The organism is Serratia sp. Ae19-1 (genome assembly GCF_059801225.1).
In genome coordinates, this window is the sequence record NZ_JBCHWD010000001.1 from 25,549 (window position 1) to 39,166 (window position 13,618).

The following is a 13,618-nucleotide window of genomic DNA, read 5'->3' on the forward strand; positions in this document are numbered from 1 at the left end:
GTGAAAAAAATTACCCGCATTGGCATCGGCGGCCCGGTAGGTTCGGGCAAAACCGCAATCATTGAAGTCATCACGCCGCGCTTGATCGAACGGGGCATCAGCCCGTTGATCATCACCAACGACATCGTCACCACCGAAGACGCCAAACAGGTTAAGCGCACGCTCAAGGGGATTCTGGACGAGGAAAAAATCCTGGGCGTAGAAACCGGCGCCTGTCCGCATACCGCCGTGCGTGAAGATCCGAGCATGAATATCGCGGCGGTGGAGGAGATGGAGGCCCGTTTTCCGGAAAGCGACGTGGTGATGATCGAGAGCGGCGGCGATAACCTGACGCTGACTTTCAGCCCGGCGCTGGCGGACTTTTACATCTATGTCATCGACGTCGCCGAAGGGGAAAAGATCCCGCGCAAAAACGGCCCCGGTCTGGTGCAGGCCGACATTCTGGTGATCAACAAAATCGATTTGGCCCCCTACGTCGGCGCCAGCCTGGCGGTGATGGAGCACGACACCCGCGTGGTGCGCGGCGAGCGGCCCTATATTCTCACCAACTGCAAAACCGGCGAAGGCATCGACGAACTGGTGGACATGATCATGCGTGATTTTCTGTTTACCCACGCGCCGTCGGCGGCGGTATGACAGCGGTCAGCGAAGCGGCGAGGCGCGTTGCCCAGCTCGGCGCCGACGCGCCGGAGTTGGCCGACTATCAGGATGAGCCGCCGCAGATGGCCAGCGGTGGCGTAGGCAAAACCGGTTATCTGCGGCTGGAGTTTGCACTGAACGGGCATCGCAGCGTGCTGCGGCGGATGGAGCGGCGGGTGCCGTTTCTGGTACAGCGGGCGCTGTATTGGGATGAAGCGCTGCCGCAGATGCCGTGCGTGTTCGTCATCTCCACCTCGGGGTGCATCTTGCAGGGCGATCGCCTGACGCTCGAGGTGCAAGTTGCCCCCCAGGCCTGCGGGCATATCACCACCCAGTCGGCGACCAAGATCCACGCCATGGAAAATAACTACGCGGCGCAGATGCAAATGCTGAGGCTGGAAGCCGGCAGCTATCTGGAGATGATGCCCGATCCGGTGATCCCCCACTGCGGTTCGCGCTTCATTACCGATACCCGCATTACGCTGCATCCGACGGCAACGCTGCTCTACGGCGAGATCCTGATGTCCGGGCGCAAACACCATCAGGCGGATCGCGGGTTCAGATTCGACGTTTACTCCTCACGCATCAGCGCCTGCAGCCCCGATGGCAAGACGCTGTTTGTCGAACGTTATGTGCTGGAACCGCATAAGCATCCGTTGCACGGCGTTGGCGTGATGGGGCCGTTCGATGTGTTCGGCAATGTCATCCTGCTGACGCCGCGCGAGCATCATCAGCGGATCCTCGATCGCATCGCACCCCGCTATGACGAGGTTGAAGGGATCGCCAGCGGCGTCAGCCGATTGCCCAACGAGTGCGGCCTGATCTTTAAGGCATTGGGCAAAGAGGCGCGTCAGGTGAAGGCGGCCATTCGCGTTTTTTGGCGCGTCGCGCGGGAAGAGATCCTGGGCGTGACGCTGCCCGAGCCCTTTATCTGGCGCTAATCTGCAGCGGGAAACGGTCATGACGACAAAGTGGGATTGGGCGGGGCTGTGCGTTCGCTGCCGGGTGGTGGCGGCGACGGATGCGGTGCTGCGCGGCTGTTCGCAGGTGATGTTTCAAAATAATCCGTTGACCGGATTGCTGTTTTTCATCGCCATTTTCGTCGGTGCCTGGGAGGAAGGGCTGCCGCAGGTGGCCTTCGGCTGCCTGTTGGGCACCGCCACGGCGACGCTGAGTGCGGCGTGGCTGGTGGACGACCGCGCTGCGTTGCGTTCCGGCCTGTATGGCTATAACGGCTGCCTGGTCGGCGCCGCGCTACCGACTTTTTTGTTGCCTTCCGCCTGGCTGTGGGTCGGCGTGATCTTCTGCGGCGCGATCTCGGTGATCGTCACCGTCGGCCTCAATCGGCTGCTGCGCACCTGGCAGATCGCCGCGCTGACCGCGCCTTTCGTGCTGACCACCTGGACGGTGCTGCTGGCCAGCTATCCGTTCAGCCATCTGCGACATGTGCGGCTGCCACCGGCGACCATTCCGGCCGATGGCGCGGTGTTCAACGCGCATCTCGAGATGATGGAGATGCTGAACGGCGCGTTGCACGGCGTTTCTCAGGTCTTTTTGTGCAGCAGCGTGAGCGGTGGCCTGCTGCTGCTGCTCGGGCTGGCGGTTTCGTCGCCGCGCGCGATGCTGCTGGCCTTTTCCGGCGCTTTGCTGGCGGTGGCGACCGCACTGGCGATCGGCGCCGATCCGCAGGCGGTTTTCGCCGGCCTGTACGCCTTCAGCGCAGTGTTGACGGCGGTGGCGCTGGGCTCCGTCTTCAATCCACCCGGCCGGCGGGTGCTGATCTATACGCTGCTTGGCGTGATTTTCACGGTGCTGGTGCAGGGGGCTTTCAATACCTTGCTGGCCCCGCTGGGTATGCCGTCGCTGACCATGCCGTTCGTGATCGCATCCTGGCTGTTCTTGAGCGCCAATCCGGCGGTGATCGCGGCGCGGCGTTAATCCCTCGATTTGAACATAACGATAAAACAGGAGTGTGGGTATGACGGTAGTTTCTGAAGGATTGCACGGTGCGGCCCGGCGGCGGGCGGCATATCTGCTGCTGGGGCTGTTGGCGGTCAACGTCGGCGTCTGGCTGCTGGCGCTGGCGGTGTTCAAAGACAACGCCGCGCTGATGGGCACCGCCTTGCTGGCCTACAGCTTTGGTCTGCGCCATGCGGTGGACGCCGACCACATCGCCGCGATCGACAACGTGACCCGCAAGCTGATGCAGCAGGGCAAAACGCCGGTGGCGGTCGGCACCTTCTTCTCGCTCGGCCACTCGACCATCGTGGTGCTGGCCTCCGCCGCCATTGCCGCGACGGCGATGATGTTCAGCCGCCAGATGAGCTGGTTTCACGAGACCGGCGGCTTGATCGGCACGCTGGTATCCGCGCTGTTTCTGCTGACGGTGGCCTTTATCAATCTGCTGGTGCTGATCTCCGTGTGGCGCGCTTTCCGGCAGGTGAAAGCGGGGGCGCTGCCTGCGCATCAATCGCTGGATGCGCTGATGAGTGGTGGCGGTGCGCTGGCGCGCTGTTTCCGCCCGCTGTTCAGGCTGGTGAATAAGAGTTGGCACATGTACCTGGTGGGCTTCTTGTTTGGCCTGGGCTTCGACACCGCCACCGAGGTTGGGTTGCTGGGCATTTCGGCCGCCGGTGCCGGCCACGGCATGAATCTGTGGAGCATCATGCTGTTCCCGGCGCTGTTCGCCGCCGGCATGGCGCTGATCGACTCCATCGACAACTTCGTGATGATCGGCGCTTACGGCTGGGCGTTTTCCAAACCGATCCGCAAGCTGTACTACAACATGACGATCACGGCGGCATCGGTGCTCATCGCGGTGTTTATCGGCGGCATCGAAGCGCTCGGGCTCATCGCCGACAAGCTGGCGCTGTCCGGCCCGCTGTGGGACGCCGTCGCGCGGCTCAACGATCATCTGGGGGAGATGGGGTATTGGGTGATTGCCGTGTTTATCTTCTGCTGGCTGGTGTCGGTGGTGAATTACTGCTTGCGCGGCTATGACAAACTGACGGTCAGCGGCTGAAAAGGCGGGTGCTCGTAGATCCTGCCTGACACCATCGGCCAACGGGCGGGGCGAACCCCGCCGTTGGGTTGCCTTACCGTTCGGATTCGTAAGCCAAAGTGGCCGCAACCTCCGAGTCTCCCAGCCTGATGCGCAGTTCGCATAGAGAACCGCGGGTTAGCCAGATGAACGCGATCAGCGTCATACAGACGATCACCAGCTTAAGCACGACCCGTTTTTGCTGCATTTTTGACCTCCCTATCCTTGCCTTGCGGCGGGTAAGAGGCTAACCTGATGTTGCTAGGCATCAGAGTGGCCTCGGGTTGATAATATCGACTCGGGGCCTTTCTCTTTCTTTCCTTTGCCAAGGCTCCGGACAGAAAGATCCAGAGCACCCGCCGCGCAGTCTACTCGAACTTCCTTCCGGTGAAATCCGCCGCTGCGCCAACCTGCGGCGCGGTGCGCAGTTTGTGATGCAAGAAAAGAAAAAGGGGCGATGATGATCGCCCCTTGGATGCGTGGAGTTGGACTTGGCGTTAAGCCGCTTCGGTCTGCTGTTGGCGCTTAGACTGCGCCGCCGGCTTTTCCGGCTTGGCGGCCGCCAGCGCGTCCGGCGCGAAGTCGTCCACGTTGATGGAGCGCAGGCGGCTCTCTTCGGCTTTCACCAAGATCTTCGCCTCGTCGGCGCTGATCTTGCCTTCTTCCAGCGCGCGTTCCGCCAAACGATCCAGACGGGTGAACGGCAGATTTTTGCCGGCCGCCTTGCACAGGCGTTCGTGAATCGGCTCGGCGGCCATCACGTCGGCCAGCGCCGCTTCCAGCAGGCCGATTGGGTTATGCTCGCTCGGCGTCAGATACTGACCGCGCCCCAGACGGCTGCGGGTGGCGGAAGGCACCTGCAGGATCTTGGCCAGCTGATGGTCCAGACGATCGGACGGTGCGGTATGCACGCGGCCGAGCGGGAAGACCACGAAGCGCATCGCACCGGCGATAAAGCGGTTCGGGAAGTTGCGCAGCAGGTCATCCAGTGCCTGTTCAGCTTTATGCAGGCTGTCTTGCACGCCCCAATGCACCAGCGGCAGATCTTCTTTCTGACGGCCTTCGTCGTCAAAGCGTTTCAGCACGGCGGAAGCCAGGTACATCTGGCTGAGGATATCCCCCAGGCGAGCGGAGATGCGCTCACGGCGCTTCAAGCTGCCGCCCAGCACGCCCATGGAAACGTCCGACAGCAACGCCAGGTTGGCGCTCAGACGGTTCAACTGCTGATAGTAACGACGGGTCGCGTCCTTGGTCGGCGTGGCGCTGGTGCGGCCATTGGTCAGGCCCAGCCAGAAGCTGCGCACCTTGTTGCTGCCGACGTGGCCCAGGTGGCCGAACAGCGATTTATCGAAAGCGTTCAGATCGTTGTTTTGCGCGGCCGCCATTTCATCCAGTACATAAGGATGGCAGCGGATCGCGCCCTGACCGAAGATCATCATGGTGCGAGTCAGGATGTTCGCGCCTTCCACCGTGATGGCGATCGGTGCGCCCTGATATGCGCGAGCCAGGAAGTTGGATTCGCCCAGCATGATGCCTTTACCGCCGGCGATGTCCATGGCGTCAACGATCGACTGCTGGCCGCGGTGCGTACAGTGGTATTTGACGATGGCCGACAGTACGGCCGGCTTCTCGCCCTGCACCAGCGCATAGGTGATCAATGAAGCGGCGGCGTCCATCACATAGGTGTTGCCGGCGATGCGCGCCAACGGCTCTTCGATCCCTTCCATCTTGCCGATGGAGATCTTGAACTGACGGCGAATGTGCGCGTAGGCGCCGGTCGCCAGGGCAATGGATTTCAGGCTGCCGGTGGAGTTGGACGGCAGGGTGATGCCGCGACCGACCGACAGACATTCAACCAGCATGCGCCAGCCCTGGCCGGCCATTTTCGGGCCGCCGATGATGTAATCGATCGGCACGAATACGTCGGTGCCGCGGGTCGGGCCGTTCTGGAACGGCACGTTCAGCGGGAAGTGGCGGTTGCCGATCTCCACGCCCGGCGTGCTGGTCGGGATCAGCGCACAGGTGATGCCCGGGGATTCGTTGTCGCTCAGCAGGCGATTCGGGTCATGCAGTTTGAACGCCAGGCCCAGTACGGTAGCGACCGGTGCCAGCGTGATGTAGCGCTTGTTCCAGGTCAGGCGCATGCCCAGCACCTGTTTGCCTTGCCATTCGCCCATGCAGACGGTGCCGACGTCCGGGATCGCACCGGCATCGGAACCCGCTTCCGGGCTGGTCAGCGCGAAGCAAGGGATCTCGTCGCCGCGTGCCAGGCCCGGCAGATAGTGATTTTTCTGTTCTTCAGTGCCGTAGTGCTGCAGCAGTTCGCCCGGGCCGAGGGAGTTCGGCACGCCGACGGTGATCGCCAGGATGCCGGAAACGCCGGCCAGTTTTTGCAGCACCTGCGCCTGAGCATAAGGCGAGAATTCCAGACCGCCGTACTCTTTCTTGATGATCATCGCGAAGAAACGGTGTTCTTTCAGGTACGCCCACAGTTCAGGCGGCAGATCGGCCAGTTCGTGGGTGATTTGGAAGTCGTTGGCCATGCGGCAGGCTTCTTCCACCGGGCCGTCGATAAACGCCTGCTCTTCTGCCGTCAGGCGCGGTTTCGGGTAGTTGTGCAGCTTGTTCCAGTCCGGCGCGCCGCGGAACAGATCGCCTTCCCACCAGGTGGTGCCGGCGTCGATCGCCTCCTTTTCGGTGGTGGACATCGGCGGCATCACTTTGCGGAATGCGCGCAGCGCCGGCGCGGAAAGCAGGGAACGGCGCACGGAGGAAAGGTTCAGCGGCAGCAGCACGATAGCCAACGGCAGCAACATCCAGAAGCTCCACAGGCCGATAGCGCCCATGGCGGCGGTGTACGCCACCAGGATCAGGCTGCTGAGGGTAAGGTTCACCCGGTGGTAGAACACCACGCCGAGGAGAGCCAGTAAAACGACAATACTAAGAACCATCATAAGAAGCTCCGAAGTAGTAAGAGGTCTGACCTGTTGTGTGTATGTAATAGGTTTTAGTACAAGGCAGAATTTTTATCAATGCGTTTACAGTTTAATTACAACTCAGGTCACAAACTGACAGCACCAATCATCAAAAACCTCTCCGCTTCCTTAACCGGCGCGCTGTTTGGCTGAGAATGCTTCTCGCTGTTTCCGCGATCCGGTACACTGCGGAGCGGAAGATTTGACGATAACAAGAGGTTCCTCATGTACCACGACCTTATTCGCAGTGAACTGAACGAAGCGGCTGATACCCTGGCGAAATTTATCAATGACGACGCCAACATCGACGCCATCCAACGCGCGGCGGTGCTGCTGGCTGATTCCTTCAAAGCCGGCGGTAAAGTGATTTCCTGCGGCAACGGCGGTTCCCATTGCGACGCGATGCACTTCGCCGAAGAACTGACCGGCCGCTACCGCGAAAACCGCCCGGGCTACCCGGCGATTGCCATCTCGGACGTCAGCCACCTGTCCTGCGTCAGCAACGATTTCGGCTATGAGTATGTGTTCTCCCGCTATGTGGAAGCAGTGGGCCGCGAAGGTGACGTGCTGTTGGGCATTTCCACCTCCGGCAACTCCGGCAACATCATCAAGGCCATCGACGCGGCGCGCGCCAAAGGGATGAAAGTGATCACCCTGACCGGCAAGGACGGCGGCAAGATGGCGGGTTCCGCCGATGTGGAAATTCGCGTGCCGCACTTCGGTTACGCCGACCGCATTCAGGAAATCCACATCAAAGCGATCCACATCTTGATTCAGCTGATCGAAAAAGAGATGGTTAAGGCGTAATAGCCTTCGGGGGGCCGCGGCTCCCCATGAATAAGACGGCGGGCGCCGCATGTTGCGCCCGCTCGGCGTGTGTCAGTGTGGTTAAGGAGTGCTGGCGATGTGTGAACTGCTCGGGATGAGCGCAAACGTACCGACCGATATCTGCTTCAGCTTTACCGGTTTGGTTCAGCGCGGCGGCCGTACCGGGCCGCATAAAGATGGCTGGGGCATTACCTTCTATGAAGGGAACGGTTGCCGCACCTTCAAGGATCCGCAGCCGAGCTTCAACTCGCCGATCGCCCGCCTGGTGCAGGACTATCCGATCAAGTCCTGCGCGGTGGTGTCTCATATTCGTCAGGCCAACCGCGGTGAAGTGGCGCTGGAAAACACCCATCCGTTCACCCGCGAACTTTGGGGCCGCAACTGGACCTACGCGCACAACGGTCAATTGAAAGGCTATCGTCAGCTGGATACCGGCACGTTTCGTCCGGTCGGTCAGACCGACAGCGAATATGCGTTCTGTTGGCTGCTGCATCAGCTGGCGCTGAAATACCCGCGCACCCCGAGCCAGTGGCCGGCGGTCTTCCGCTATATCGGCCTGTTGGCGAGCCAGCTGCGCAAGAAAGGGGTGTTCAATATGCTGTTGTCGGACGGGCGCTTCGTGATGGCCTATTGCTCCACCAACCTGTATTGGATCACGCGCCGCGCGCCGTTCGGCAAGGCGACGCTGCTCGACCAGGACGTGGAAATCGATTTTCAGCAGCAGACCACACCAAACGATGTGGTCACGGTGATCGCCACCCAACCGCTAACCGCCAACGAAACCTGGCACAAGATTGAGCCAGGCGAGTTCGCGTTATTTCACTTCGGTGAGCGGCTTGTTCTGAGCGAAGGGATTGGTGTTGGGCGTCGGGCTGGCTGACGCGTACTGCGTCATCTGGCCGCTGCTCATCAACGGTTGACCCAGCACATACTGGCCGTTGTCTACGGTCATCATCGGCGGCTGGTGGTTCTTGGCGAAGTAATCGTAACCCGGTTTCAGCTGGCGCCAGAAGGCGATATAGCTGGATGACGCATGGCGCTTGAGGTTCTGATCGGTCATGCGGAACGGGTAGATGCTGATGTCGACGCGGCTTTGGCCATAGGCGAAGGCGGCTTCGACGTAGCGATAGATTTCATCCATATAGGTGTTGGTCATCGCGTAACAGCCGATCGATTTGCATTCACCGTGGATCATCAGATAAGCGCCGGAATAGCCCTGCGATTTATCGTAATCATTAGGGAAACCGATATTGATCGCCCGATAATACTTGCTGTCGGGTTTCAGATGGCGCGCGTCAACGCTATAAAAGCCTTCAGGACTTTTAAAGTCGCCTTCACGACGTTTAGGACCCAGCCCGCCGGAGAAATTACAGATCGGGAACGTGTTGACCAGACGGAATTCATTGCCCATTCTGGCATACAATTCCAGCTTGCGTTCCTCTTTGAAGATCTGAATATAGACCGGCGAACCTAATAATTGCTGTTTAACTACCGGCGCTTCGGGTACCTGCTCGCTGGCGCTGCAGGCCGTGATCATCGGCATAGAAACAAGCATCGCAAACAACAGCGCGATTTTGCTCATTATAATTCCTGCTTATATTTATCTGCCGGCGCAATCAAGCTGGCCAGCATGCCACTGATTATTGTTTTTACTGCTGCAAAACACCGCCAGATTACCAGCGCGTTTATTTTTAGCAATACGTGATATGTATAAAAAAACGACAAAGCTCGATAAAAGTGAAATGACCGGCAGATTTTAACGATAAGTAGTGAAAAACAGGCGAAATTTAATTGCGTTTGCTTGACCCAAGTCACGACGGAACGCAGAACAATGTTGCGAACAATGTTAATATTCCCCCTTCAATTTAACGCGCTGTGGCGATTGAAGCGGCAGGGGTTATGGCATATAACCCGGTTGCTTTAAAGGTTATTTGGCTACAGGCCGTTAACACATCGACTGTCGCGCAAACAACGGAAAGGGGGAATCAAAGGAATGCGCGTTACCCCATATATTCACTGCGAGAAAGTTCATGTTGGGCGTGCCGTCGTGCGCACTGCCCGGCAATCCTGGCATCGTCCGCACCCGCCTCTGGGGCCGGGCAGACGTGTAAACCAAACTACATCGTATAAATCCTATGATTAAGATCAGAAAAGGGTTAGATCTGCCGATAGCCGGGGCTCCGGTTCAGGCGATCCAAGACGGCCCGAACATTCAGCATGTCGCCCTGCTTGGGGAAGAGTATGTCGGAATGCGCCCCTCCATGCTGGTGCAGGAAGGCGATACCGTTAAGAAAGGCCAGGCGTTGTTCGAAGACAAGAAAAACCCCGGGGTTTTCTTCACGGCTCCCGCCAGCGGCCGCATCGCCGCGATTAACCGCGGCGAGCGGCGCGTATTGCAATCGGTGGTGATTGCGCTGGAAAACGGCGGCGACGATCAGCTCGAGTTCGCGCACTACCCGCTGGGTGAACTGGCCCAGCTGCCGCGCGAGCAGGTCGAGAGCGAACTGATCGCCAGCGGCCTGTGGACCGCGCTGCGCACCCGCCCGTTCAGCAAGACGCCGGCTCCCGGCAGCGAACCGCGCGCCATTTTCGTCACCGCTATGGACACCCAGCCGTTGGCCGCCGATCCGCAGGTGATCATCGCCGAGCAGCAGGCGGCGTTCAACGCCGGGCTGGTGGTGCTGGCGCGCCTGACGGCGGGCAAGGTGCACGTGTGCCATGCCGCCGGCGCTTCGGTTGGCCAGCAGAGCGGCCCGCAGATCGCTTACAGCGAATTCGCCGGCCCGCATCCTGCCGGGTTGGCAGGCACTCACATTCACTTCCTCGAACCGGTCAGCCTGAAGAAAACCGTTTGGCACATCGGCTACCAGGATGCGATCGCCATCGGCACGCTGTTCACTACCGGCAAGCTCGACACCCGCCGGGTCGTGGCGCTGGCCGGGCCACAGGTGGCGCAGCCGGCGCTGCTGCGCACTCGTCTGGGGGCCAGCCTCGATGAGCTGACTGCCGGCCGCCTGAAAGGCGGCGAGAACAGGGTGATCTCCGGTTCGGTGCTGAACGGCATGCACGCCGCCGGGCCGAACGCCTGGCTCGGCCGCTTCCACTCGCAGGTGTCGGTGCTGGAAGAAGGGCGCGACAAAGAGCTGTTCGGTTGGATCGTGCCTTCGCCGAACAAGTTCTCCATTACCCGCACCACGCTGGGCCACTTCCTGAAGAACAAACTGTTCGCCTTCTCGACCACCACCAACGGCGGCGAGCGGGCCATGGTGCCGATCGGCAACTACGAGCGGGTGATGCCGCTGGATATTCTGCCGACGCTGCTGCTGCGCGATCTGCTGGCGGGCGACAGCGACAGCGCGCAGGCGCTGGGTTGTCTGGAGCTGGACGAGGAAGATCTGGCGCTGTGCACCTTCGTTTGCCCCGGCAAATATGAGTACGCGCCGGTGCTGCGCGAGGTGCTGACCAAGATTGAGCAGGAAGGATAACCGATGGGCCTGAAGAATTATTTTGAGAAGATAGAGCATCACTTCACGCCGGGCGGCAAATTGGAAAAGTGGTATCCGCTGTATGAAGCGACCACCACGGTGTTTTACACCCCCGGCACGGTGACGCGCGGCGCTTCGCACGTGCGCGACGCCATCGATTTGAAACGCATGATGATCCTGGTGTGGCTGGCGGTGTTCCCGGCGATGTTCTGGGGCATGTACAACGTCGGCCAGCAGGCGATCCCGGCGCTGCATCATCTGTACAGCGGCGACGAGCTGCAACAGGTGTTGGCGGGCGACTGGCATTATCGTCTGGCGCAGTGGCTCGGCGCCTCGCTGGCGGCCGACGCCGGCTGGATCAGCAAAATGGTGCTGGGCGCCTGTTACTTCCTGCCGATCTACGCCGTGGTGTTTGTCGTCGGCGGTTTCTGGGAAGTGCTGTTCGCCATCATCCGCAAGCATGAGGTCAACGAAGGTTTCTTCGTCACCTCTATCCTGTTCGCGCTGATCGTGCCGCCGACCCTGCCGCTGTGGCAGGCCGCGCTGGGTATCACCTTCGGCGTGGTAGTGGCCAAAGAGATCTTCGGCGGCACCGGGCGCAACTTCCTCAACCCGGCGCTGGCCGGCCGCGCCTTCCTGTTCTTCGCCTATCCGGCGCAGATCTCCGGCGATCTGGTGTGGACTTCCGCTGACGGTTTCTCCGGCGCGACGCCGCTGGCGCAGTGGAGCGCAGGCGGGGCGCACAGCCTGAGCAACGTAGCCACCGGCCAGTCCATCAGCTGGATGGACGCTTTCCTCGGCAACATTCCCGGCTCGATCGGTGAGGTGTCCACGCTGATGATCCTGATCGGCGGGGCGATTATCCTGTTCGGCCGCGTGGCCTCCTGGCGCATCGTCGCCGGCGTGATGCTCGGCATGGTGGCTTCCGCCATGCTGTTCAACGCCATCGGTTCCGACACCAACCCGATGTTCGCCATGCCGTGGTACTGGCACCTGGTGCTGGGCGGTTTCGCCTTCGGCATGATCTTTATGGCGACCGACCCGGTTTCCGCCTCCTTCACCAACAAGGGGAAATGGTGGTACGGCATTCTGATCGGCGTGATGTGCGTGCTGATCCGGGTGGTCAACCCCGCCTATCCGGAAGGCATGATGCTGGCGATCCTGTTCGCCAACCTGTTCGCGCCGCTGTTCGATTACCTGGTGGTGCAGGCCAACATCAAGCGGAGAAAAGCCCGTGGCGAATGAAGCGAAAAACGACGGCATCGGTAAAACGCTGCTGGTAGTGCTGCTGCTGTGTCTGGTGTGTTCAGTGGTGGTGGCGGGCTCCGCCGTCGGCCTGAAGTCCAAACAGCAGGAGCAAAAGCTGCTCGATAAGCAGCGCAATATTCTCGACGTAGCCGGCCTGTTGCAGCCGAAAATGGAGAGCGAGCAGGTCAAACGCCTGTACAGCGAGCGCATCGAGCCGCGTTTGGTGGATCTGAACAGCGGCGAGTTTGTCGCCGGCAAGGCGGCGGCGTTCGATCTGGGCGCTGCGCTGCGCGACGACGCCAAAAGCGTGGCGCTGGCGGCGGGCGACGATCCAGCCGGCATCAAGCGCCGCAGCAACCAGGCGGAAATCTATCTGGTGCGCAATGAAAGCGGCCAGGTGAACAAGATTGTGCTGCCGGTATACGGCACCGGTCTGTGGTCGATGATGTACGCCTTCGTGGCGCTGGATAACGATGGCAACACGGTCAAGGGCATCACCTACTACGACCAGGGGGAAACCCCGGGGCTGGGCGGTGAGGTCGAGAACCCGTCCTGGCGCCAGCAGTGGGTCGGCAAGCAACTGTTCGACGACAACGGCCAGCCGGCGATCCGCGTGGTGAAAGGCGGCGCGCGCCAGGGAGATGTGCACGGGGTGGACGGCCTGTCCGGCGCCACGCTGACCTCCAACGGCGTGCAGCATACGTTTGATTTCTGGTTGGGCGAGCACGGCTTCGGCCCGTTCCTGAAAAAAGTTCGTGAAGGAGCGCTGAAAAATGGCTGATTCCAAAGAGATAAAGCGGGTCCTGCTGGGGCCGCTGTTCGACAATAATCCGATCGCCCTGCAGGTGCTGGGCGTTTGCTCCGCGCTGGCGGTGACCACCAAGCTGGAGACGGCGGTGGTGATGACCATTGCGGTGACGCTGGTGACGGCGTTCTCCAGCTTCTTCATCTCGCTGATCCGTCATCACATTCCCAACAGCGTGCGCATTATCGTGCAGATGGCGATTATCGCTTCGCTGGTGATCGTGGTCGATCAGCTGCTGCGTGCCTATGCGTTCGAGATCTCCAAGCAGCTGTCGGTGTTCGTTGGCCTTATTATCACCAACTGTATCGTGATGGGACGCGCCGAGGCCTACGCCATGAAATCGCCGCCGATCGAGAGCTTTATGGACGGCATCGGCAACGGGCTGGGCTACGGGGTGATCCTGGTGCTGGTCGGTTTCCTGCGCGAGCTGATCGGCTCCGGCAAGCTGTTCGGCGTGCCGGTGCTGGAAACGGTGCAGAACGGCGGCTGGTACCAGCCGAACGGCCTGTTCCTGCTGGCGCCGAGCGCGTTCTTCATCATCGGCCTGCTGATCTGGGTGCTGCGCACCCTGAAGCCGGCGCAGATCGAAAAGGAGTAA

13 protein-coding genes are annotated in these 13,618 nt (G+C 60.6%); 10 read left to right on the forward strand and 3 right to left on the reverse strand.

Annotated features, from left to right (window positions below):
- From ureG to AAIE04_RS00155, 4 genes are read left to right on the forward strand one after another with little or no spacing between them, the layout of a single operon-like run.
- On the forward strand, positions 1–636 hold the full coding sequence (gene ureG / locus AAIE04_RS00140; protein WP_019454316.1) for an urease accessory protein UreG: 636 nt from the start codon (positions 1–3) through the stop codon (positions 634–636).
- Complete coding sequence (locus AAIE04_RS00145) at positions 633–1,580, forward strand: urease accessory protein UreD (protein ID WP_019454315.1); 948 nt, start codon at positions 633–635, stop codon at positions 1,578–1,580. Before ureG ends, AAIE04_RS00145 begins: the two co-directional genes overlap by 4 nt.
- A gap of 19 nt (positions 1,581–1,599) precedes the next feature.
- Positions 1,600–2,577, forward strand: coding sequence for an urea transporter (gene yut / locus AAIE04_RS00150; RefSeq protein ID WP_498576293.1), 978 nt, complete (start codon positions 1,600–1,602; stop codon positions 2,575–2,577).
- 40 nt (positions 2,578–2,617) lie between these two features.
- Entirely contained in the window at positions 2,618–3,661 is a 1,044-nt protein-coding gene (locus tag AAIE04_RS00155; RefSeq protein ID WP_498576294.1) for a HoxN/HupN/NixA family nickel/cobalt transporter, read from the forward strand.
- Between the two features lie 73 nt (positions 3,662–3,734).
- On the opposite strand, the gene AAIE04_RS00160 is transcribed toward AAIE04_RS00155, so the two are convergent.
- Together AAIE04_RS00160 and fadE are read right to left on the reverse strand one after the other, a co-directional pair.
- Entirely contained in the window at positions 3,735–3,887 is a 153-nt protein-coding gene (locus AAIE04_RS00160) for a Hok/Gef family protein (protein WP_004930217.1), read from the reverse strand.
- 289 nt (positions 3,888–4,176) lie between these two features.
- The gene (gene fadE, locus AAIE04_RS00165; RefSeq protein WP_154747794.1) at positions 4,177–6,633 is read right to left on the reverse strand and encodes an acyl-CoA dehydrogenase FadE; all 2,457 of its coding nucleotides are present in this window, start codon (positions 6,631–6,633) and stop codon (positions 4,177–4,179) included.
- Between the two features lie 246 nt (positions 6,634–6,879).
- Here fadE and lpcA point away from each other — a divergent pair, with 246 nt between their 5' ends.
- Together lpcA and AAIE04_RS00175 are read left to right on the forward strand one after the other, a co-directional pair.
- Positions 6,880–7,461 carry a D-sedoheptulose 7-phosphate isomerase gene (gene lpcA, locus AAIE04_RS00170; protein ID WP_004930220.1) on the forward strand — a complete coding sequence of 194 codons (582 nt, stop codon included), beginning with the start codon at positions 6,880–6,882 and terminating at the stop codon, positions 7,459–7,461.
- 97 nt (positions 7,462–7,558) lie between these two features.
- Positions 7,559–8,362: a class II glutamine amidotransferase gene (locus tag AAIE04_RS00175; RefSeq protein WP_019454310.1), complete on the forward strand. Its 804-nt coding sequence runs from the start codon at positions 7,559–7,561 to the stop codon at positions 8,360–8,362.
- On the opposite strand, the gene dpaA is transcribed toward AAIE04_RS00175, so the two are convergent.
- Positions 8,297–9,064: a peptidoglycan meso-diaminopimelic acid protein amidase gene (gene dpaA / locus AAIE04_RS00180; protein WP_019454309.1), complete on the reverse strand. Its 768-nt coding sequence runs from the start codon at positions 9,062–9,064 to the stop codon at positions 8,297–8,299. The genes AAIE04_RS00175 and dpaA overlap by 66 nt on opposite strands.
- Positions 9,065–9,617: 553 nt before the next feature.
- Between dpaA and AAIE04_RS00185 the strand changes: the two genes are divergently transcribed.
- The 4 genes from AAIE04_RS00185 to AAIE04_RS00200 are packed head-to-tail and all read left to right on the forward strand — an operon-like array spanning position 9,618 to position 13,618.
- Positions 9,618–10,967, forward strand: coding sequence for a Na(+)-translocating NADH-quinone reductase subunit A (locus tag AAIE04_RS00185; RefSeq protein ID WP_074053627.1), 1,350 nt, complete (start codon positions 9,618–9,620; stop codon positions 10,965–10,967).
- A gap of 3 nt (positions 10,968–10,970) precedes the next feature.
- Complete coding sequence (locus AAIE04_RS00190; RefSeq protein WP_309530919.1) at positions 10,971–12,212, forward strand: NADH:ubiquinone reductase (Na(+)-transporting) subunit B; 1,242 nt, start codon at positions 10,971–10,973, stop codon at positions 12,210–12,212.
- Positions 12,202–12,996, forward strand: a complete 795-nt coding sequence (locus AAIE04_RS00195) for a Na(+)-translocating NADH-quinone reductase subunit C (protein WP_019454306.1) — start codon at positions 12,202–12,204, stop codon at positions 12,994–12,996. The genes AAIE04_RS00190 and AAIE04_RS00195 overlap by 11 nt, the downstream gene beginning before the upstream one ends.
- Complete coding sequence (locus AAIE04_RS00200) at positions 12,989–13,618, forward strand: NADH:ubiquinone reductase (Na(+)-transporting) subunit D (RefSeq protein WP_004930232.1); 630 nt, start codon at positions 12,989–12,991, stop codon at positions 13,616–13,618. The genes AAIE04_RS00195 and AAIE04_RS00200 overlap by 8 nt, the downstream gene beginning before the upstream one ends.

Bases quoted from the DNA above. Each gene is read 5' to 3' on its own strand.
- AAIE04_RS00145 (WP_019454315.1), top strand. From the start codon at position 633: ATGACAGCGGTCAGCGAAGCGGCGAGGCGCGTTGCCCAGCTCGGCGCC.
- yut (WP_498576293.1), top strand. From the start codon at position 1,600: ATGACGACAAAGTGGGATTGGGCGGGGCTGTGCGTTCGCTGCCGGGTG.
- AAIE04_RS00155 (WP_498576294.1), top strand. From the start codon at position 2,618: ATGACGGTAGTTTCTGAAGGATTGCACGGTGCGGCCCGGCGGCGGGCG.
- AAIE04_RS00160 (WP_004930217.1), bottom strand. From the start codon at position 3,887: ATGCAGCAAAAACGGGTCGTGCTTAAGCTGGTGATCGTCTGTATGACG.
- fadE (WP_154747794.1), bottom strand. From the start codon at position 6,633: ATGATGGTTCTTAGTATTGTCGTTTTACTGGCTCTCCTCGGCGTGGTG.
- lpcA (WP_004930220.1), top strand. From the start codon at position 6,880: ATGTACCACGACCTTATTCGCAGTGAACTGAACGAAGCGGCTGATACC.
- AAIE04_RS00175 (WP_019454310.1), top strand. From the start codon at position 7,559: ATGTGTGAACTGCTCGGGATGAGCGCAAACGTACCGACCGATATCTGC.
- dpaA (WP_019454309.1), bottom strand. From the start codon at position 9,064: ATGAGCAAAATCGCGCTGTTGTTTGCGATGCTTGTTTCTATGCCGATG.
- AAIE04_RS00185 (WP_074053627.1), top strand. From the start codon at position 9,618: ATGATTAAGATCAGAAAAGGGTTAGATCTGCCGATAGCCGGGGCTCCG.
- AAIE04_RS00190 (WP_309530919.1), top strand. From the start codon at position 10,971: ATGGGCCTGAAGAATTATTTTGAGAAGATAGAGCATCACTTCACGCCG.
- AAIE04_RS00200 (WP_004930232.1), top strand. From the start codon at position 12,989: ATGGCTGATTCCAAAGAGATAAAGCGGGTCCTGCTGGGGCCGCTGTTC.